15 protein-coding genes are annotated in these 19,291 nt (G+C 64.8%); 7 read left to right on the top strand and 8 right to left on the bottom strand.

Annotated elements, in window-relative coordinates:
- Window positions 1-23: 23 nt before the first annotated feature.
- Window positions 24-1,337 (bottom strand): MFS transporter, encoded by a 1,314-nt coding sequence (locus E4K65_RS11835; protein WP_135174299.1) that lies wholly within the window; start codon window positions 1,335-1,337, stop codon window positions 24-26.
- A 356-nt stretch (window positions 1,338-1,693) separates the two neighbouring features.
- Here E4K65_RS11835 and E4K65_RS11830 point away from each other — a divergent pair, with 356 nt between their 5' ends.
- A complete protein-coding gene (locus E4K65_RS11830) occupies window positions 1,694-2,257 on the top strand; it encodes a helix-turn-helix domain-containing protein (protein ID WP_027549058.1) in 564 nt (187 codons plus the stop codon).
- 21 nt (window positions 2,258-2,278) lie between these two features.
- Here the strand turns inward: E4K65_RS11830 and E4K65_RS11825 are convergent, their stop codons facing one another.
- Together E4K65_RS11825 and E4K65_RS11820 are read right to left on the bottom strand one after the other, a co-directional pair.
- Window positions 2,279-3,487 carry a hypothetical protein gene (locus E4K65_RS11825; protein WP_135174298.1) on the bottom strand — a complete coding sequence of 403 codons (1,209 nt, stop codon included), beginning with the start codon at window positions 3,485-3,487 and terminating at the stop codon, window positions 2,279-2,281.
- Between the two features lie 2 nt (window positions 3,488-3,489).
- Window positions 3,490-4,857: an APC family permease gene (locus E4K65_RS11820; protein ID WP_135174297.1), complete on the bottom strand. Its 1,368-nt coding sequence runs from the start codon at window positions 4,855-4,857 to the stop codon at window positions 3,490-3,492.
- Between the two features lie 304 nt (window positions 4,858-5,161).
- Between E4K65_RS11820 and E4K65_RS11815 the strand changes: the two genes are divergently transcribed.
- Both E4K65_RS11815 and E4K65_RS11810 read left to right on the top strand, forming a co-directional pair.
- On the top strand, window positions 5,162-6,487 hold the full coding sequence (locus E4K65_RS11815; RefSeq protein WP_167770735.1) for an alpha/beta hydrolase: 1,326 nt from the start codon (window positions 5,162-5,164) through the stop codon (window positions 6,485-6,487).
- Window positions 6,488-6,556: 69 nt separating this feature from the next.
- Window positions 6,557-6,985, top strand: a complete 429-nt coding sequence (locus tag E4K65_RS11810) for a GrlR family regulatory protein (protein WP_235885583.1) — start codon at window positions 6,557-6,559, stop codon at window positions 6,983-6,985.
- Between the two features lie 39 nt (window positions 6,986-7,024).
- On the opposite strand, the gene E4K65_RS11805 is transcribed toward E4K65_RS11810, so the two are convergent.
- Window positions 7,025-7,414 (bottom strand): hypothetical protein, encoded by a 390-nt coding sequence (locus E4K65_RS11805; RefSeq protein ID WP_027549053.1) that lies wholly within the window; start codon window positions 7,412-7,414, stop codon window positions 7,025-7,027.
- A gap of 90 nt (window positions 7,415-7,504) precedes the next feature.
- A complete protein-coding gene (locus E4K65_RS11800; RefSeq protein WP_135174294.1) occupies window positions 7,505-8,671 on the bottom strand; it encodes an MFS transporter in 1,167 nt (388 codons plus the stop codon).
- Between the two features lie 185 nt (window positions 8,672-8,856).
- Between E4K65_RS11800 and thrS the strand changes: the two genes are divergently transcribed.
- The 3 genes from thrS to E4K65_RS11785 all read left to right on the top strand — a co-directional run bounded on the left by thrS (window position 8,857) and on the right by E4K65_RS11785 (window position 12,888).
- Window positions 8,857-10,899 (top strand): threonine--tRNA ligase, encoded by a 2,043-nt coding sequence (gene thrS, locus E4K65_RS11795; protein WP_167770734.1) that lies wholly within the window; start codon window positions 8,857-8,859, stop codon window positions 10,897-10,899.
- A gap of 93 nt (window positions 10,900-10,992) precedes the next feature.
- Complete coding sequence (locus tag E4K65_RS11790) at window positions 10,993-11,556, top strand: nitroreductase family protein (RefSeq protein ID WP_167770733.1); 564 nt, start codon at window positions 10,993-10,995, stop codon at window positions 11,554-11,556.
- Window positions 11,557-11,619: 63 nt separating this feature from the next.
- The gene (locus E4K65_RS11785) at window positions 11,620-12,888 is read left to right on the top strand and encodes a serine hydrolase domain-containing protein (RefSeq protein WP_135174291.1); all 1,269 of its coding nucleotides are present in this window, start codon (window positions 11,620-11,622) and stop codon (window positions 12,886-12,888) included.
- On the opposite strand, the gene E4K65_RS11780 is transcribed toward E4K65_RS11785, so the two are convergent.
- The 3 genes from E4K65_RS11780 to E4K65_RS11765 form a co-directional block, all read right to left on the bottom strand.
- A complete protein-coding gene (locus tag E4K65_RS11780) occupies window positions 12,874-15,336 on the bottom strand; it encodes a putative bifunctional diguanylate cyclase/phosphodiesterase (RefSeq protein ID WP_135174290.1) in 2,463 nt (820 codons plus the stop codon). The genes E4K65_RS11785 and E4K65_RS11780 overlap by 15 nt on opposite strands.
- 1,306 nt (window positions 15,337-16,642) lie before the next feature.
- Window positions 16,643-16,837, bottom strand: coding sequence for a hypothetical protein (locus E4K65_RS47125; RefSeq protein WP_018322145.1), 195 nt, complete (start codon window positions 16,835-16,837; stop codon window positions 16,643-16,645).
- Window positions 16,838-17,137: 300 nt separating this feature from the next.
- On the bottom strand, window positions 17,138-18,121 hold the full coding sequence (locus E4K65_RS11765; protein WP_135174289.1) for an aldo/keto reductase: 984 nt from the start codon (window positions 18,119-18,121) through the stop codon (window positions 17,138-17,140).
- A gap of 101 nt (window positions 18,122-18,222) precedes the next feature.
- On the opposite strand from E4K65_RS11765, the gene E4K65_RS11760 reads away from it, so the two are divergent.
- Complete coding sequence (locus E4K65_RS11760) at window positions 18,223-19,116, top strand: LysR family transcriptional regulator (protein ID WP_135174288.1); 894 nt, start codon at window positions 18,223-18,225, stop codon at window positions 19,114-19,116.
- The last annotated feature ends 175 nt before the right edge of the window (window positions 19,117-19,291 follow it).

The following is a 19,291-nucleotide window of genomic DNA, read 5'->3' as shown; positions in this document are numbered from 1 at the left end:
AGAAGCGATGGCGCGCCGCGGGATCAGGTCAGTTCCTTGTTCGCCATTTCCGGCGCGAACGTCGTCGCCGTTGCCGTGATGGCCGCGCAGGCGATCAGCAGCAGCGAGACGGGCCAGGTTGCGCCGCCGCTCCAGGCCATCAGAGACGCAGCGACCAGCGGCGTCAACCCGCCGCTCAGGGCCGCACCGACCTGAAATCCGAGCGAGGCGCCGCTATAGCGCAGCCGCGCGGTGAACAGCTCGGAGTACCAGGGCGCGCCGATGCCGAACATCGCCATCTGGCCGAAGGTGATCGCGACCACGATGGTGCAGATGACGATGGTGGGATCGCGGGTATTGAGCAGCCAGAACAGCGGGAAGGCAAACAGCGCCGAGAACAGGCAGCTCGCATAGAACATCGTCTTGCGGCCGACGAGGTCGGACAGCCAGCCGAACAGGGGAATGGCAAGCAGCGCGACCAGCGATGCGGCGAACGCGCCATTCAGCACCACCGTGCGCGACAGACCGAGATTGGCCGTGGCATAGGACATCACGAACACGCCGCCGATGCTGGCATAGGCGATCTCGGAGATCTTCAGACCAACCGCGGTGAAGAACGGCCTACGGTGATGCCTGAAGATCTCGACCAGCGGCAGCTTCGCGACGTCCTTCTTGGCCTGGACCTGACGGAAGGCCGCGGTCTCTTCCATGTTGAGGCGGATGTAGAGACCGACGCCGACCAGGAGGATCGAGATCAGGAAGGGAATGCGCCAGCCGTAGGTCATGAAGTCGCTTTCCGGCAGGCTCGCCACCAGCGCAAACATGCCGATCGCGGCGAGATTGCCGATGGGATTACCGACCTGCACCATGCTGCCGAGCAGGCCGCGGCGGTGCGTCGGACAGTTCTCCACCACCATCAGCACCGCCCCGCCCCATTCGCCGCCGAGGCCGATGCCCTGGAGGAAACGAAGGCCGATCAGGAGCAAAGGTGCGGCGATGCCGATCTGCTGGTAGGTCGGAAGCAGGCCGATCAGGAAGGTGCCGATGCCCATCACCATGATCGTGATCGCGAGCATCGCCTTGCGGCCGACCCGGTCGCCGTAATGACCGAAGATCGCAGCGCCCAGCGGCCGCGCCAGGAAACCGACCGCATAGGTGCCGAAGGCGGCGATGGTGGCGAGCGTGGGATTGCCGGCCGCGAAGAAGACCTTGTTGAACACCAGCGCGGTCGCCGTGCCGTAGATGAGGAAGTCGTACCATTCGACCGCGGTGCCGATCACGCTCGACCACACGATCCGTCGCAAGCTCGCCGCCTCGTCCGGCGCTACGTTCAGGGTTACGTCGTCTGCTACGGTCATCGATCTCTCCAAAAGGTACCGGCGCCTGGGAAAAGCAGTTGGTTCTGTCCGCGGAGCCCATCGGCAGCCGCGGCGGTAAAATCGATCATGTTTACTATTGGAAATCAACGCCACGAAGCGCGGCAAATGCCGCCGATCGCGGCAGAGTGCAGATATTGCACTATTTTTCAGCTGTTTTTCGTGAGATACCAGCTCGTCTGCCCACAATATCCGCGGCACTGCTCGAAATTTCTGCGCGATGGTTTTCCTTTGGAATACACCTGCACGTGCCCCGGAACTGGCCGTGCGCGCCACCGGGCTGGCAGTTCGGCTGCATCTGATGCAAAAGAGGCATCAGCAGTTCGGGAGACTCATGCGTGCTTGACGTCAGCAAAGCGACAGCGGTCGGGGCCAATATTCGCCAGGCGCGGATTGCCAAGGGCCTGACGCTGGACCAGCTTGCCAGGCAGAGCGACCTCACGCGCGGCTACATTTCGCTGGTCGAGCGCAACCTCAAGATCCCCTCGCTCGCCGCGCTGCTGCGCATGGCCGCCGCCCTCGAGGTCAATGTCGCGAATTTCTTCGACCCGAACGCCGAGCCTGCGCCGCGCTACACGCTGTTCCGCCGCGAAGGCGGCAACGTCCCGCTGTTTCAGGACACCTTTGGCGTGGTCCCGCTGGCAACCGGCCGCACCCGCAAGATGATGGAGCCGTTCCTCCTCAGCCCGCCGCACAAATCGGCGACGCGGGCCTCGCATGCCGGCGAGGAGCTGCTCTTCGTCGTCAACGGGAAGATTGCGATCAAGCTCGACGGCGAAGAGCTCGTCCTCGGCAAGGGCGACTGCCTGTATTTCTCAGGCGAGACGCCGCACGAGGTCCGGAGCCTCGGCCGGCAGAAGGCTGAAGTGCTGGTCGTCGTCGCCCAGAACGCGACGACGTAACACCGGACTTCGGCAAATGGCCTAGCGGAACCAGAAGAAGCGCCCGGACGGCGGGACGGATTCGGGCGGACGCGGCCGTTTCGGACGCGGCGGTTTTGGCGGCTCGGCCGACGAGGTGGTCTCCGCAGCAGGCGCAGCCTCGGGCCCCGGCACTTTCACCGACAGCAGCAGGTTCGATTCATGCGTGCGCCAGCGATAGCCGACGCCGAAATCGATCGGCTGGGCGCGCGTGAACAGTTCGGCATAGCGTTCCTGGTAACGGCCGGGGAATTCTGCGATCGGTCCGAGGTAGCGGCCGAACGGGAAGAATCGCCACTGCCGCGCATTGTAGTTCGCGAGCGGAATGCCGGAATCGTCCTGGATGATGGTGGCGCTGTTGGCGAGCAGCCAGTCGCGCACCGTCGTGAAGTTGCCGGAGTGCAAGAGATAGGACGCGCTCTTGAGCAGGCTGTTGCCGGGCCCGAGCGTCTCGCAGAACTTCAGGAAGCCCGTCGCACGTGCGCCGGGATTAGAGAGATCGGTCGAGAAATAATACAGCGTGCGCGCTTCGCCATCGGGGCCTGCGAAGGTAATGCGGACGCCGCGCGTCGCATTCGGCCCCGGATTGTCGTTGCCCGTATGCATCCCGCCCTTGTTGTCGAGCGCGATCATCTCGACGTTGCGGATGGTCTTGCCGGAGCGCGCGAGGAAGACATAGAGGATCGGCAAGGTGCCGTTGACCTGGTTGGCGTGCAGGTCGACCTTCATCTGCTTGGTGATGAAGAAGGAGAAGCTCAGGATCGAGGCGAGCGAGCGCTCGACATTGTAGAGCGCAGCGCCGACCGAACCGCGTGGCAGCCGCGTCAGGTCGGAAACGGCGCCGACCGGCTCCAGGGCACCAAGCACGTAGGTGCTGGCCTTGGAATAGAAGGCGTCGGCGTAGAGGAAGTCCGGGCCGCTGAACATGTAGAACATGGTCGGCCGTGGCGCGGCGAGGTTGACGTCGGACCAGGTGCGGATCTTCGAGAGCTGCCGCTGCTCGAGCTGGGCAAAGGCGCCGTCGAAGAATTTTGCGTGATGCTGCCAGGACGGGTCTTTGGTGAGCGCCACCAGTGGCGAGTCCGCCGATGGCTGCATCCCCGCAAGGAAGCGCGCGGTGTCGTCGAAGGTGACCTCAGCGGCACGCACGGACGAGACGGCCGCAGCCAGCAGGGCAAGAGCGACGGCCGCAATTCTCAAGAGTCGAAACATGTCTATTCGCGATTGTGTGACGTGCCAGCGGCGACCGGCCGCCTGCGGAAAACAGCATAAATCAACAGGCCCGAGAGCATGAGGAGCATCCCCGACAGCGACTGCACCGGCCGCTCGGTCAAGAGGTAGTACATCATGAACGCGGTCACGAGCAGGAAAACGAGCGGGGTGAACGGGTATCCCCAGGCGCGATAGGGCCGTGGCAGGTCAGGATCGGTGATGCGCAGCTTGATGACGCCGGCGACCGTGAAGAACGAGCAGAACAGAAGCGCGAACTGGATGAAGTCGAGCACCGCCTCGAAGCTGCGCGTGAACAGCAGCAGGGTCGCGACCGCGAGCTGAAACAGGATGGCGTAGGCCGGCGCGCCGCTCACCGACCGTTTCGAGAACACGCGCAGGGCCGGAATGTCCTCCCCCATCGTCATCATCACGCGCGGGCCAATCCACATCATCGCGCTGATCGAGGAGATCAGGCCGACGCAGATCATGGCACCGACGATCCGTCCGCCGAGGCTGCCGAAGATGGCGGTGCCGGCGACGCTGGCGACATCGAGCTGTCCGGCGAGCGCGCCGACCGGCGTGGAGTAGAGAAACACCGCGTTCAGTGCGACATACAGCACAAGCACGATCAGCGTGCCCGCGAGCAGCGCGCGCGGCAGGTTCTGCTGCGGCATGTTCATCTCGCCGATGATATAGGTCGCCGCATTCCAGCCCGAGAACGAGTACATCACGAAGACAAGGCCGATCGCGAAGGGCGCGCTGACGATGTGCGCGAGGTCACCCGGCTGCGGCGTGAAGGCGATCGGCTGCGGCACGCCGATGATGAAGCCGGCGACCAGGAAGGCGACGATCAGCACGACCTTCAGGACGGTCGAGATCAACTGGAAGGTCGAGGAGTGCCTGACGCCGGTCAGTTGCACGAGAGAGACCAGCCACACCACGCCGATGGCGAGCGGGATCGGCGGCAGGTCGGGGACGACCGATTTGGCGTATTCGCCGAAGGCCATCGCGGCGAGCGCGACCGGCGCGGCAAAGCCGACCGTCGCCGAGACCCATCCGGCCAGAAAGCCGAAGGCGGGATGGTAGGCGCGGCCGAGGAAATTGTATTCGCCGCTCGAGCGCGGGAACATCGCCCCGAGCTCGCTGTAGGAGAACACACCGCACAGCGCGACGATGCCGCCGACGCTCCACAGCAGCAGGATGGAGAAGCCGGACGGGATGTCCTTGACCTGGAAGCCGAGGCTGGTGAAGACGCCGACCCCGATCATGTCGGCAACGACGATGGCGGTTGCGACCAGAACGGAGACGCCCGCCCCTCTTCCGGTCAGCCGGCCAGTCCAGGGCGCAGTACCCGCATCTGATGCCGTCATCGGGGTCCTTAACCTCAGGCCTCACGCCTCGTGGGAAGCATCAGTCAATTCAAGCAGGGTTAACAAGGGTTAAATGAGGCAAGTGAAATAGGTATTTCCGCACCTTCTAAGCATGGTCCCGGACGATAAACCCCGGAGAATCCCGTTTCCGATCCCCACAATCACGACACGATTGCATGGTCCCTTCGAGCGTTCCGGATGTGGGGAAGTTTCTCCGGACACTTAACGTCGCCTAAACACCAGTCGGCTCAATTATCTCAAGATTGCCGCTGGGCTTGTGGTCATGACTTGGGGTCATGGGTGGATGGTCGGGGCCGTTCCGAAAACGAGAGCTGACATTCGTGCCGATCGGACGCCGTCCGATCGGCACGGTCGTGCGCTCCGGATCGGCCTGATCTCAGCCTTGGTGCCGCTCTCGCTCACGCTGGTTCAATGCGGCGGGGCGCCGAATCCGGCGGCGCTTGCGGCGAACTCGCAGGCCAATGTCCAGGTCGTCGCCAAAACCAATTCGCAGGTTGCGAGCGCCGACACGTTCGAGGATCGCTTCCCCGCCCCGCCGTTCAAGGAGCGCTTCCCCTCGGCGGGCGAGAGCTTCCTGCAACGGCAGATGTCGGACTTCTCGCCCAAGCGCGCCGTTGAGCAGCAGCCGCGGCCGGAGCAGGCACCCTACAAGGTCGCTTCGCTCACACCGCAGGTGCCCTACCAGCGTCCGCCCCGCGAAGACCTGACGACGCTCGTCAGCATGAAGTCGTCGGCCTTCCCCTATTTCGGCAACAACCCTGCCTCCGACGCGCCGTTCCTCAACATCTCCAAGGGCGACCGCCGCGGCCACCGCAGCTATTCGGGGCGCATCTACTGGCAGGACGAGACCTACAGCGACAGCCGCGTGCTGGTGCACGTGCCCGAGCGTTTCGACGTCCGCAAGCCGGGCGTGATCGTGGTGTTCTTCCACGGCAATGGCGCGACGCTGGAGCGCGATGTGCGCGACCGGCAGCTGGTGCCGCAGCAGATCACCGATTCCGGCGCCAATGCCATCCTGCTTGCGCCGCAGATGGCCGTCGATGCCGCCGATTCCAGCGCCGGAAAATTCTGGCAGGCGGGCGGCCTCAAGCGCTTCATGGACGAATCGGCGAGCCACCTCGCCCGCCTCAGTGGCGATCCCAACAGCGCGCGCGCCTTCGCCAACATGCCGATCGTCATCGTCGGCTATAGCGGCGGCTTCCTGCCGACGGCCTGGAGCCTCGAGGTCGGCGGCATCAGCGACCGCGTCCGCGGCGTCGTGCTGCTCGACGCAGTCTATGGCGAAATGGACAAGTTCGCCTCCTGGATCGAGAGTCACCGCTCCGGTTTCTTCGTCAGCTCCTACACCCGTTACACCGCACGGCGTGACCGCGAGCTGATGAGCATGCTCAGGCAGAAGGGCATCGGCGTCTCCGAGGACATGGACGGCCCCTTGCGTCCCGGCAGCGTGGTGTTCGTGGAGACCGGCGACGGCATCACCCATCGCGACTACGTGAACCGCGCGTGGACGCAATATCCGCTCAAGGACGTGCTGGTGAAGATGTCGGCGACGCCGGCGCTGGCGCTGACGCGCGTGGCGGCGACCACTCCATCGGCATCGAACCGATAGTCCCGACATTGCGCCAGCCGGTATTTCGGTGCGCTGCCCGCAATTCTTTCAAGCCTTGATCAAAATCTGATGTTGATGGCCGGCATCTCCGGGCGCCACCGGATTGTTTCCGCTGGCAACGATCATAGTTTGCCGGCCAGGTTGGATTTGGATCTTCTGCGGGGACAGGTCGTGCGTCAGGGATTGTACAAGGTCGACTTCCACACGGTTCACGGGACCGGGTGCGGTGTCGTCTATGTGATGGATGGCAAAATGCGCGGCGGCAATTCCGCTTTCGCCTTCATGGGCACCTATACGGGCGAAGGCGACACGATCAAGGTCAAGATCTCGACCCAGCGCTACAACGACGACCCGTCCTTCAAGGGGCTGTTCGGCATCGACCGCGTCACGCTGACGCTCACCGGCCGCGAGGACGGCGACGCGGCAGAATTCGAAGGCAGTGCGCTGCAAGTACCGGGCGTTGCCTTCAGGGCCGTGCTGAACCGGATCAGCGACTAGCCGTCCGGCTCCAAGGTCGCGCGCTTCAGGTCTTGGCGTTCAGCTTTTGGGCAGCTTCGGAATGCTCTCGGCAAAACCGTTGAAGCAGGCCAGCCGCTCGTCCTCTTCCTTGAAGAAACGGCAATCGGCGTAGCCCTTGGCCTTCGCCGGCTTCGGCTTCGGCGCCGGCGGAATCACGGCGTCGTAGCAATTGAGGCGGTCCTTGGTGCCGTCGTCGAGGTCGAGGCAGGCTTGCAGCCGCGCGGCGATCGATTGCGGCTTGCCCTTCGGCGCCGCGGCCGGCTTGGCTGCGGCCTCCTTGGTCCCCGCTTTGGTCCCCTTCGGCTTGACCTGCACTAACGGCTTGTCCCCGACCATCGGTGGCTTGTCGGCTTGCGCAAACGCGGAGGCTGAATAGAGCACCGCGGCAACCGCCAGAATCATCCTCATCTCAGTCAACTCTCTTTGGTCCCCATGACCGGCGTTCTAGCGCTCTCGCGCGCGGTTTGCCAAGGACCTTGCGCGCACGAAAACGCGGGATCAAGCGGTGGCAGCCGGCCGGGGCCGGGTCAGGATCACCAGGACCAGCGCCAGCACGACGAAGCCGACCGCAACGAAGCCGAGCGGATACAGGAGTTCGCGGGCGAACAGCAATCCGCCGATGGCGGAGCCGACCGCCTGGCCGATATAGAGGACGGAGGTGTTGAGCGCGACGGTGGCGGACGCAAGCGGCGGCGCGGCCGCGACCAGCCGCACCTGCTGCATCGAATTGGTCGAGGCAAAGCCGAGGCCCCAGATCGCGACGGCACCCGCCATCAGGACGAGCGTGCCGGCGCCGAGCGCCCAGCCCGTGACGCCCGCAAGCAGCAGGCAGGTGAACAGCAGCGAGGTGCGATAGGGCCCCCAGGTATCGACGATGCGGGTCGCGATCACGACGCCGAGGAAACCGCAGAGGCCGTAGATGCCGAACACCATGCCGATTGCGTCCGGCCCCGCCCCGGTCAGCTTCTTGAGCAGCGGGCCCATGAAGGTGAACACCACGAACTGCCCGGACATTTGCAGCATGGTGATCGCAAGCAGCAGCAGAACCGTCCTGCTGCGGCCGACCGCGCTCCAGGTCTTCAGGTCCACCGGCGTGCCCTTCAGTCCGGCAGGCAGGCGCAGCAGCAACAACACGAAGCTGATGCAGCCGAGTGCGCCGATCTCGCCATAGGCCGCGCGCCAGCCGTAGCGGCTGGCAATGAAGGTGATCAGCGGCAGGCCAACGGCGGCGGCGAGCGACCAGCCGAGAAAGATATAGGCAATGGTGCTGCCGCGCCGCTCCACCGGCACGATCAGCGCGGCCGTGCCGGCCGCCTGCGGCGTATACAGCGCGCCGACCGCGAGCATCACCAGGCGGATGACGAGGAGGCTCGCATAGTCGGGCGCAAACGCCGAGGCGAGATTGCCGAAGGCGAGCACCGCCAGCGTCGTCGCGAGCAGCGTCCGCCGTTCGATGCGGCTCGTGAGCCAGGCCGTCAGCGGCGAGCCGATGCACAGCGTGATCGCGCCGAAGGTGATCAGGAGCCCTGCCGCGTGGATGCTGATGCCGAGCCCGGCCGACAATTCCGGCAGCATTCCCGCCGGCGCCAGCACCGAACAGCCGGTGACGAGATTGCCAAGCATCAGGGCGGTTGGCGCGAAACGGCCGGCGGCGGATTTTTGCATGCAAGTGCATGTAGAGCGGGATTGCCGCCGTTAAAGGCCGTTGCTCGAAATAGTTGGTGCAAGGTCGCAACTTTTGCGTGCCACTTTCTTGGAAATGCCGGATTGCGCAGGCCGAATCGCCTGATATATCGCTCGTTCCCGCTTACCTGCGCTCGTTCGCAGGAGTGAGCCTCAGGAGAAAAGCAATGACCGACCAGCCCAAATCCGAATCCGGCTTCCAATACAGCCTCAGCAATCTTAAGCCCGTGAACCCCGCGCCCAAAGTCACCCTCACCTTCCCTGACGGCGCCCGGCGCGAATACGACAAGAGCATCACCGGGCTCGAGATCGCCAAGGGCATCTCGCCGTCGCTGGCCAAGCGCACGGTCGCGATGGCGCTCGACGGCGTCGTCGCCGACCTCGACGATCCCATCGAAGCCGATGCCAAGATCGAGCTGATCAACCGCGACGATCCGCGCGCGCTCGAGCTGATCCGCCACGACTGCGCGCACGTGCTCGCCGAAGCCGTGCAGACGCTGTGGCCGGGCACCCAGGTCACCATCGGCCCGGTGATCGAGAACGGCTTCTATTACGACTTCTTCCGCAACGAGCCGTTCACGCCGGAAGACTTTGCCGCGATCGAGAAGAAGATGCGCGAGATCATCGCGCGCGACAAACCCTTTACGAAAGAGGTTTGGGATCGCGAAAAGACCAAGCAGGTGTTCCGCGACAAGGGCGAGGCCTTCAAGGTCGAGCTGGTCGACGCCATTCCCGGCAACGAGCCGATCAAGATCTATTACCAGGGCGACTGGTTCGACCTGTGCCGCGGTCCGCACATGACCTCGACCGGCAAGGTGGGCAATGCCTTCAAGCTGATGAAGGTGGCCGGCGCCTATTGGCGCGGCGATTCCAACAATCCGATGCTGACCCGCATCTACGGCACGGCCTTCGCCAAGCAGGAGGATCTCGACGCCTACCTCAAGCAGATCGAGGAGGCCGAAAAGCGCGACCATCGCAAGCTCGGGCGCGAACTCGACCTCTTCCACTTCCAGGAGGAAGGTCCGGGCGTCGTGTTCTGGCATCCGAAGGGCTGGACCATCTTCCAGCAGCTGATCGCCTATATGCGCCGCCGCCTGACCGGCGACTACAGCGAGGTCAACGCGCCGCAGATCCTCGACAAGGTCTTGTGGGAGACCTCGGGCCATTGGGGCTGGTACCGCGAAAACATGTTCGCGGCACAGTCCGCGGGCGACGAGGCCGAGGACAAGCGCTGGTTCGCGCTGAAGCCGATGAACTGCCCGGGCCATGTCCAGATCTTCAAGCATGGCTTGAAGAGCTACCGCGACCTGCCCTTGCGGCTCGCCGAGTTCGGCGTGGTGCATCGCTACGAGCCATCGGGCGCCATGCATGGCTTGATGCGCGTGCGCGGCTTCACCCAGGACGATGCGCACATCTTCTGCACCGAGGATCAGCTCGCCGAGGAATGCCTGAAGATCAACGATCTCATCCTGTCGACCTACGCGGACTTCGGCTTCACCGGCGATCTCACCGTGAAACTGTCGACCCGGCCCGACAAGCGCGTCGGCACGGATGCGATGTGGGAGCACGCCGAGCGCGTCATGGCGACGGTGCTGCGCGAGATCCAGTCGCAGAACAACCACATCAAGACCGAGATCAATCCGGGCGAAGGCGCCTTCTACGGGCCGAAGTTCGAATACGTGCTGCGCGACGCCATCGGCCGCGACTGGCAGTGCGGCACCACGCAGGTGGACTTCAACCTGCCGGAGCGGTTCGGTGCGTTCTACATCGACCATGACGGCGGCAAGAAGCCGCCAGTGATGGTGCATCGCGCGATCTGCGGCTCGATGGAGCGCTATATCGGCATCCTGATCGAGCACTATGCCGGCAACTTCCCGCTCTGGCTGTCGCCGGTGCAGGCCGTGGTGACGACCATCACCTCGGAAGGCGACGAGTATGCCAAGCAGGTCCTGGAGCAGGCGCGGCGCGCGGGGCTTCGGGTCGAGATCGACCTGCGCAACGAAAAGATCAACTACAAGGTCCGCGAGCACTCGCTGGCCAAGATCCCGGCACTGCTCGTGGTCGGCAAGAAGGAGGCCGAGACGCATTCGGTCTCCGTCCGCCGCCTCGGCAGCGACGGCCAGAAGGTGATGACGACGGCGGAGGCGATCGCCGCGCTGGTCGAGGAAGCGACCCCGCCGGACGTCGTCCGGGCACGGGGCGCGGCCTGATCCCTGAAATCGATCTAAATTCGCTTCCGGTTGCGGGCGTGCATGCTTATCTCCGCATGGCACGCCCGACGACCAGCTGAAGAGGATATCGCAGTGCCCGACGCCATCGAACTCCTGAAGACCCGCCGCTCGGTCAAGCCGCGCGAGATGACCGGGCCCGGCCCTTCGGCGGCCGAGCTCGAGACGATCCTCACCATCGGCGCGCGCGTGCCCGACCACGGCAAGCTCGCGCCCTGGCGCTTCATCATTTTCGAAGGCGACGCACGCCAGCGCGCCGGCGAGGTGATCGCAAAGGTGTTTGCGCGGAAGAATCCCGGCGCGCCGGCGGCCGATGTCGAGATCGAGCGGAAACGGCTCACCGATGCCCCGCTCGTGATCGGCATCGTCAGCTTCACCAGACCGCATCCGAAGGTACCGGCCTTCGAGCAGGAATTGTCGGCGGGCGCCAGCGCCATGAACATCGTCACGGCTGCGACCGCGCTCGGCTACGGCGCCTGCTGGCTGACCGGCTGGTTCTCGTTCGACCGCGACGTGCTCGACGGCCTCGGCCTCAAGCCGGACGAAAAGCTCGCCGGCTTCATCCATATCGGCACGCCGACCAGGCCGAGCGAGGACCGTCCGCGACCGTTCCTTTCGGAAATCGTGACGCGTTTTTAATCGATGTCTTGTTGACGCCTCTGATGTCTTGCGGCTTTGATCCCGGTGAGGGAGGAAGCCCGGATGAAGCGTCGCGAATTTCTGGTCGGGGCCGCGCTGCTGGCGGGCACCATGGCGCGAGGCCGCGCCGCCGACATCCCCGCCCCGTCCCCCGACGGACTCGCTCGCATCACGGCGTATTTTGACAACGAGGTGGGAAGCGGCCGGTTGCCGGGCGCGGTCATCCTGGTCCAGCAGCACGGCAAGCCGGTCTACCTCAAGACGTTCGGCGTGCGCGATGTCCGGACCGGCCTCGCCATGACGCCGGACACGATCTTCGCCATCCACTCGATGACCAAGCCGATCACGTGCCTTGGCGCGATGATGCTGATCGACGAGGGCAAGCTTGCGCTCGCCGACCCCGCGTCGAAATACATCTCGCTCTTTGCCGACACCAAGGTGGGCCTCGAGGTCACCAAGCCGGACGGCAAGCTGGAGCTCGACCTCGTGCCGCCGGTCCGCCCTGTCAACATCGAGGATCTGCTGCGGCACACCTCGGGCATCAGCTACGACTATATCGGCGGCAAATGGGTCGAGCAGGCCTACAAGGCCGCCAACATCTTCGAAGGCCAATTCAACAACAGGGAATTTGCCGACCGGATCGCGAAGCTGCCGCTGGCGCGGCAGCCGGGAACGCTGTGGCGCTATGGCCATTCCACCGACGTGCTCGGCGCCATCATCGAGGTCATTTCGGGCCAGACCCTGTACGAGTTCCTGAAGCAGCGCATCCTCGACCCGCTCGGGATGAGCAGCACCAAGTTTGCGCTGGCGACGGAGGACGAGCTCGCGCGGATGGCGCGGCCGCTGCCGAACGATTTCATCCTGCTCGCCGCCGAGCGTGATCGCCTCGATCATCCCGAATGGCAGTCCGGCGGCGGCGGCCTGCTCTCGACCATCACCGACTATCAGCGCTTCTCGCAGATGCTGCTCAACGGCGGTGAGTTCGAGGGCAAGCGCTTCCTCAGCCCCGCCGCGTTCAAGGCCATGACGACCGATCACATCGGGCCCGGCTCCGGCGTCGGCCGCGACTATTTCTATTTCCCGGGCGACGGCTTCGGTTATGGCTACGGCCTTGCGGTGCGCACCGATCCCGGCAATGCGAAGCCGCCGCCGCCGGGCTCGATCGGCGAGTTGAAATGGGACAGTGGCAGCGGCACCTATTTCGGCGTCGATCCCAAGCTCGACATGGTCTACCTGATGATGCAGCAGACCCAGAACGAGCGCAGCCGCATCACGCCTGCCTTCAGGGAACTGGTCTACGACACCTTTCCACCGGAGCTACGCCGCCCGTGAGGCGCGCTGGCCGAAATCGGCCAGCAGCTTTGCGATCTCGGCGGCGGGCCGCGCCGCGCTGAACAGAAACCCCTGCACCTCGTTGCAGCCCTCGGCGCGGAGCCAGTCGAGCTGGTCCTCGGTCTCGACGCCTTCCGCGGTCGTGGTGATGTTGAGGCTGCGGCCGAGGCCGGAGATCGCGCGCACGATCGCGACGCAGTCGGGCCGCTGCGCCAGGTCCTTGACGAAGGAGCGGTCGATCTTGATCTTGTCGAAGGGGAAGCTGCGGAGATAGCTGAGGCTGGAATAGCCGGTGCCGAAATCGTCCATGGAGATGCCGACGCCGAGCTCGCGCAGCTGATGCAGGATCGCGAGATTGGCATCGGTCTCGGCCAGGAAGATCGACTCGGTGATCTCCAGTTCGAGCCGCTTCGGCGACGGGCCGGACTGGGCCAGCGCCGAGATCACGACCTGGACCAGGTTGCGGCTGCGGAATTGCGCCGGCGACAGATTGACCGCGACCTTGACGTCGACGGGCCATTTCACCGCCTCGGCACAGGCCTCGCGCAGCACCCATACGCCGAGCTGGGTGATCAGACCGATGTCCTCGGCGACCGGAATGAACTCCGCCGGCGAGATCATACCCTTGTCGGGATGACGCCAGCGCAGCAGCGACTCGAAACCGGAGATGCGATCGGAGGCGATCGACACCAGCGGCTGATAGTGCAGCTCGAACTCGCCATTGGCAAAGGCGCGGCGCAGATCGAGCTCCATGTCGCGGCGCTTCTGCGCCTGGAGATCCATCTCGCGCTCGAAGAAATGGTGCACGCCGCCGCCGTCGGATTTGGCGCGGTACAGTGCCATGTCGGCGTTGCGCATCAACTCCTCCGACGTCACGCCGTCGCCGGGCGACAGCGCGATGCCGATGCTGGCGCCGATCACCATCTCCTGGCCGTCGATCTCGTAGGGCGCCTTCAGCATGTCGATCAGCAGGGTCGCGCAGGCGCTGGCCTCGTTCGGCGAGACGTCGGCCGCCAGGATCACGGCGAACTCGTCGCCGCCGAGACGTGCTGCGAGATTGGTGCCGCGGACCGCGGTGGTCAGGCGCTCGGCGACCTCCTTCAACAGGCGGTCGCCCGCCGGATGACCGAAGGAATCGTTGATGTTCTTGAACAGGTCGAGATCGATGTAGAGCACGCCGACCCGCTTGCCTGCGGCCTGGTCCAGCGCCTGCCTGAGACGCTCCTGGAAATATTCGCGGTTCGGCAGGTCGGTGAGCCCGTCATGGTGCGCCATGTGGGCGATGCGTGCCTCGGCCTTGCGCCGTTCGGTGATGTCGACCACCGCGACCAGATAGCCGTCGCGGTCGTCGAAGGTGACGCGGCGGCCGAAGGTGAGCACCTCGATCTCGCTGCCGTCGGCACGCAGGTGCCGCCAGTTGCGCGAGGAGTGGTAGGTCTCGCCGACTCGATCGAGCGCTTCGGCGTGGCTGTCCCACTCGTCCTCCGGCCAGATCTCGTGCAGCTTCATGCGCAGGAAGACGGCGCGGCTGTAGCCGTAATGCTGGACCGCCGGGTCGTTGACGCCGAGGAACTGCTTGGTCTCGGCGTCGAACACCCACATCGGCATCGGGTTGTTGTCGAACAGCAGGCGGAACGAGGCGTCGCGCCGTTTCAACGCGGTGACGTCGGAGATCGTCAGCGAGAGCACGTCGGCGAAGGCGGTGGCGCTGAGCCGGAGATGCCGGCCATCGTGCTCGATCTCGAGCTGTTCGCCGCGGCCGCCGCAGACGGCCTTGAGCAGGAATTCCATGATGTCGGGCGCAGCCAGCAACGTGTTGCCCTCGCCGATCCGGCGCCACAGCAGGCTGGCGCTTGCGACTTTCAGCAGCGTGGCCGCGCTCTGGTTGTGATGCACGATCTGGAGATCGAAGGGCTTGCCGCCGGCATCGCGCAGCGTCGCCAGCGAGATCACCGCGTCGTCGGTCGAGGCGAAAATCGCATCCAGCAGATTGTATTGCGCGCCGCGCTCGTTGACATAGGCGCCGACCAGCGTCGCGCCCCAGCGCGAGGCGGTCGGCAGCGCCAGCACATCGTAGGTCCTGACCATGCCGTCACGCACGCAATGCGCGCTCGCCTGGTGCGGCCGTCCGTTCGCAAGCGCGCTCGTCGCCGCTTCCGACAGCGCCGTGGCGCAATCGGGCGAGAGCTCGCAGATGGGGATGTCCCAGCGCTCCTCGCCGAGCCATTTCTGCACGTAGCGCCCGCTGCGCGACAGTTCGAGCGTGCCGTCGTTCTTGAGCAGCGCGATATGGTCGGCGAGCCGGCCGAGGCTGCCGAGCATCACGTCCTCGTAACGCGGCAGCCGTTCGCCCGGCTTCAACGCGGCGCGCCATTTGCGCTGAAGCACCGGGATGTCGTCAAACATTTCGGCGGCCGGTTTTCCCGGCATCTTCTTCGCGGCACTCATTGCAGTCCCCAACGCACTTTCCGAGGGGCATCCAATGCAGGTGCACTTAATGGCGTGTAAAGAGCGCGCGGGCGCACGTTCCATTCGGCGAATATGACAGTTTTAAGTCAGGCGTTGGTTAGTAGCCGTTAGAGACTGTGACGGTTTTGTTTTTGCGGGCTGTGCGAAGGTGGTGACAGTGCTGCGCCACTCTCAGTGTCGTCCTGGCGAAAGCCAGGACGACGTTTGGGGAGATGGTGTGCGCAACTGCATCAACATCGTCATTGCGAGCGCAGCGAAGCAATCCAGACTGCCGCTGCGGAAAGATTCTGGATTGCTTCGCTGCGCTCGCAATGACGGAGTGTGGGAGACAACACTCGCCCCTCTCGTGTCCCGGACGCGCTGCAGCGTTCTTATGCTGCTGCGCAGAGCCGGGACCCAGAAGGCCACGCAAACCGCCGATGCATGGGCCCCGGCTCTGCAGCGCACCGCCGAGCTGGACGATGCTTCGCATCGCCAGGGTAGCGCTGCGCTGCGTCCGGGGCACGAGACCGTTGTTCATCGACAGACACACCCTCGCATCCTCGCGGCGCGTTTCGCCCGAGCTTTGCTTCGTCGCCTCACGCCCAATGAAAGAGGGCGCAGGGAAGGCCGGGAGCCGGTTGGCTCCCATCGGCCGCCATGCCAACGCGGATTGCGCTACGATGCACAGCGGGGAAACAGGGCAACCGGAGCATCCCGGCCTTCCCTGCGCGGATGGTTGGAACGGCTTATGTCGTGCTCTCCCCGGGGAGCGATGCACTATTGCCCCCGTCGCCTTGCGGATGGCTGATGCGCGCGGCCCGGTCGGGCCGCACCCACCACCGCAAGACTTGGCGCACAGACCCCGGACGCCAGGACGACACGATTTGGCCGTACGCCGATCACACCGGTCGTGCGCGCGATGCTGTCGCTCACGGTTGCCCGCCCTGCGATGCCTGTCGCGCCGATGTGACCTGCGTCCACCGCCGCCCGGCCCGCGTTCGTGACGATCGCGATACGCCCCTCTTCCTTGGGCCGGAGTGCGCGCACTATCCGTCAATTCCGAATTTCGGTAAAGTGGAATATTTTTGAGGGCGCGCATTGACCGGCATCTTGCGTGTCTTGCCCGTCGGGCAACGCAAGGGCTGGTAGATGCGTAGGATGGATTAGCCGAAGGCGTAATCCACCTCTTCTGCTTCCGCGGAGAGAGACAGTGGTGGGTTACGCCTTCGGCTAACCCACCCTACGAGATCGAGCTGTCCCGGGTATCGCTCCGCTCACCCGGACTACGGAATTACGAACCCAGCTAGTCCTCGCTGGACGCCGCCGAGCGGTTGCGCAAGTAGGCCTGCGACAACAGGAAGAATAATGCGCGCTCGCCATGATATTTGGCGGACGGCCGGGTGCGCTCGAACCCGTCGGCAAATATCTTGCCGGACTGGTCGCACACCTGCCATCGCCAGCCAAACCGCTTACGCCTGGTGAGGATCACTTCGAACATGCCGACGGGCTTGGTCCCTGCTCCTGCCGGTCTCGCAAGCGCACACGCCTGCTCCGGCCTCCCCCGTTAGACGGATGCTCGACATATAACGCAGCAGGATGGAAAGAGAATAAAATTGATTGTCGAAAACGCGCATCGTGCACCGACTGTGACGAAGTCGCGACGCCTGTGGAATAAGCCGATGTTTCCGGTGTTTTAAGGCCGCTCGAGCGCTTGATAGCGCTGACAGGGGTATTCAAATCCGAACACAGGACGAGATCGCCCGGTAAGCGAACACTCACCGGGCGTTGATGCGAGATGTCAGCGGCCGACTCGCGCCTGGAGATGCGCAGGATAGCGATCGCCCTGCACCGCCACCTTGGCCAGCACTGCCGCAATGGCAGCGAGATCCGCCTCCGACAGCGTCACCGCGGCCGCGCCGACATTCTCCTCGAGCCGGTGCAGCTTGGTGGTGCCGGGGATCGGCACGATCCACGGCTTCTGCGCCAGCAACCAAGCCAGCGCGATCTGTGCCGGCGTCACTTTCTTTGCTGCTGCGATCTCGCCGAGCAGATCGACCAGCGTCTGGTTGGATTTTCGTGCGCTGGATGAGAAGCGCGGTACGATGTTGCGGAAGTCGCTCTTGTCGAACGTCGTGCTCTCGGTGATCGCGCCGGTCAGGAAGCCCTTGCCGAGCGGGCTGAAGGGAACGAAGCCGATGCCGAGCTCTTCCAGCGTCGGCAGGATCTCCTGCTCCGGCTCGCGCCACCACAGCGAATATTCGCTTTGCAGTGCGGTCACGGGCTGCACCGCATGGGCGCGGCGGATGGTCTGCGCGCCCGCCTCCGACAGGCCGAAATGCAGGACCTTGCCGTCGCGGATCAGGTCCTTCACCGCGCCCGCGGTGTCTTCGACCGGCACGTCGGGATCGACGCGGTGCTGATAGAACAGGTCGATGCGGTCGGTCCTCAGCCGCTTCAAGGCGGCCTCCGCCACCGCCTTGACGTTGGCGGGCCGGCTCTCGAGCCCGTCTTCGACCTTGCCGCCCTTGAAGCCGAACTTGGTGGCGATCACGACCTTGTCGCGGAATGGTGCCAGCGCCTCGCCCAGAAGCTCCTCGTTGACGAAGGGGCCGTAGGCCTCGGCGGTGTCGAAGAAGGTGACGCCGCGCGCGAAGGCGGTCCTGATCAGCGCGATCGCCTGCGAGGTCTCCGTCGCCGGGCCATAGCCATAGCTCAGTCCCATGCAGCCGAGGCCAAGCGCCGAGACCTCCAGACCACTCTTGCCCAGTTTACGCATCTGCATCGCAGCTCTCCTTGAAATCACGTGCGGCTGCGAATTTAGGTCGCGCGCGAGCCTGCGATTAGATGATAAGACCGGCATGTACTCATGACCCGGATTCATGAATGGCGCGCAGCAACGTCAACGACCTCCTCGCCTTCCTCGCGGTCGCCCGCGAGCGCAGCTTCACCCGCGCGGCCGCGCAGCTCGGCGTATCGCAATCCGCGCTCAGCCACACCGTGCGCGCGCTGGAGGAGCGGCTTGGCCTGCGGCTGCTCACCCGCACCACCCGCAGCGTCGCACCGACGGAAGCCGGCGACCGCCTGCTGCACAATATCGGGCCGCGCTTTGCGGAGATCGACGCGGAGCTGTCGGCGCTGACCGCGCTGCGCGAGACGCCGGCCGGCACCGTCCGCATCACCACCGGCGAACATTCGGCGCAGACCATCCTGTGGCCGGCGCTCGCCAAGCTGCTGCCGCGCTACCCTGATATCAAGGTCGAGCTCGTCGTCGACTACGGCCTCACCGACATCGTCGCCGAGCGTTACGATGCCGGCGTGCGGCTCGGCGAGCAGGTCGCCAAGGACATGATCGCAGTGCGGATCGGGCCGGAGATGCGCATGGCGGTCGTGGGCTCACCTGCCTACTTCGCCGCGCGGGGTAAGCCGAAGCGGCCGCAGGATCTCACCGAGCACAATTGCATCAACCTCCGCCTGCCGACCTATGGCGGACTCTATGCCTGGGAGTTCGAGAAGCGCGGCCACGCCATGAAGGTGCGGGTCGACGGCCAGCTCGTGTTCAACACCGGCCTGCTCAGGATGAATGCCGTACTGGCGGGGCTTGGTCTTGCCTATATCCCGGAAGATCTCGTGAAGCGCGAGATCGCCGACGGCCGGCTGATCCGCGTGCTCGCCGACTGGTGCGCGCCGTTCGCGGGCTATCACCTCTATTACCCGAGCCGGCGGCAGCCGACCCCGGCGTTTGCCGTGCTGGTGGAGGCGTTGAGATATCGGAAGTGAGGGGCCGCGCAGACGGTGATGATCGGACTCGTGACCTCCCCTCCTCGTCATTGCGAGCGCAGCGAAGCAATCCAGTATCGATCCGCGGAGGGACTCTGGATTGCTTCGCTGCGCTCGCAATGACGATGGGGAGAGCCCGACGCCATATCAGCCAGATCGACTCGCGGAGAGTCCC

The sequence above is a fragment of the Bradyrhizobium niftali genome (genome assembly GCF_004571025.1).
Lineage (GTDB): Bacteria > Pseudomonadota > Alphaproteobacteria > Rhizobiales > Xanthobacteraceae > Bradyrhizobium > Bradyrhizobium niftali.
Note: the sequence above shows the minus strand (reverse complement) of the source record. Positions and strands in the feature narration are given on the sequence as shown.

Excerpts from the sequence above, each read along its gene's own strand:
- thrS (WP_167770734.1), top strand. The coding sequence starts at position 8,857 with ATGACCGACCAGCCCAAATCCGAATCCGGCTTCCAATACAGCCTCAGC.
- E4K65_RS11825 (WP_135174298.1), bottom strand. The coding sequence starts at position 3,487 with ATGTTTCGACTCTTGAGAATTGCGGCCGTCGCTCTTGCCCTGCTGGCT.
- E4K65_RS11760 (WP_135174288.1), top strand. The coding sequence starts at position 18,223 with ATGGCGCGCAGCAACGTCAACGACCTCCTCGCCTTCCTCGCGGTCGCC.
- E4K65_RS47125 (WP_018322145.1), bottom strand. The coding sequence starts at position 16,837 with ATGTTCGAAGTGATCCTCACCAGGCGTAAGCGGTTTGGCTGGCGATGG.
- E4K65_RS11785 (WP_135174291.1), top strand. The coding sequence starts at position 11,620 with ATGAAGCGTCGCGAATTTCTGGTCGGGGCCGCGCTGCTGGCGGGCACC.
- E4K65_RS11780 (WP_135174290.1), bottom strand. The coding sequence starts at position 15,336 with ATGAGTGCCGCGAAGAAGATGCCGGGAAAACCGGCCGCCGAAATGTTT.
- E4K65_RS11805 (WP_027549053.1), bottom strand. The coding sequence starts at position 7,414 with ATGAGGATGATTCTGGCGGTTGCCGCGGTGCTCTATTCAGCCTCCGCG.
- E4K65_RS11800 (WP_135174294.1), bottom strand. The coding sequence starts at position 8,671 with ATGCAAAAATCCGCCGCCGGCCGTTTCGCGCCAACCGCCCTGATGCTT.
- E4K65_RS11810 (WP_235885583.1), top strand. The coding sequence starts at position 6,557 with ATGTTGATGGCCGGCATCTCCGGGCGCCACCGGATTGTTTCCGCTGGC.
- E4K65_RS11835 (WP_135174299.1), bottom strand. The coding sequence starts at position 1,337 with ATGACCGTAGCAGACGACGTAACCCTGAACGTAGCGCCGGACGAGGCG.
- E4K65_RS11815 (WP_167770735.1), top strand. The coding sequence starts at position 5,162 with ATGGTCGGGGCCGTTCCGAAAACGAGAGCTGACATTCGTGCCGATCGG.
- E4K65_RS11765 (WP_135174289.1), bottom strand. The coding sequence starts at position 18,121 with ATGCAGATGCGTAAACTGGGCAAGAGTGGTCTGGAGGTCTCGGCGCTT.
- E4K65_RS11820 (WP_135174297.1), bottom strand. The coding sequence starts at position 4,857 with ATGACGGCATCAGATGCGGGTACTGCGCCCTGGACTGGCCGGCTGACC.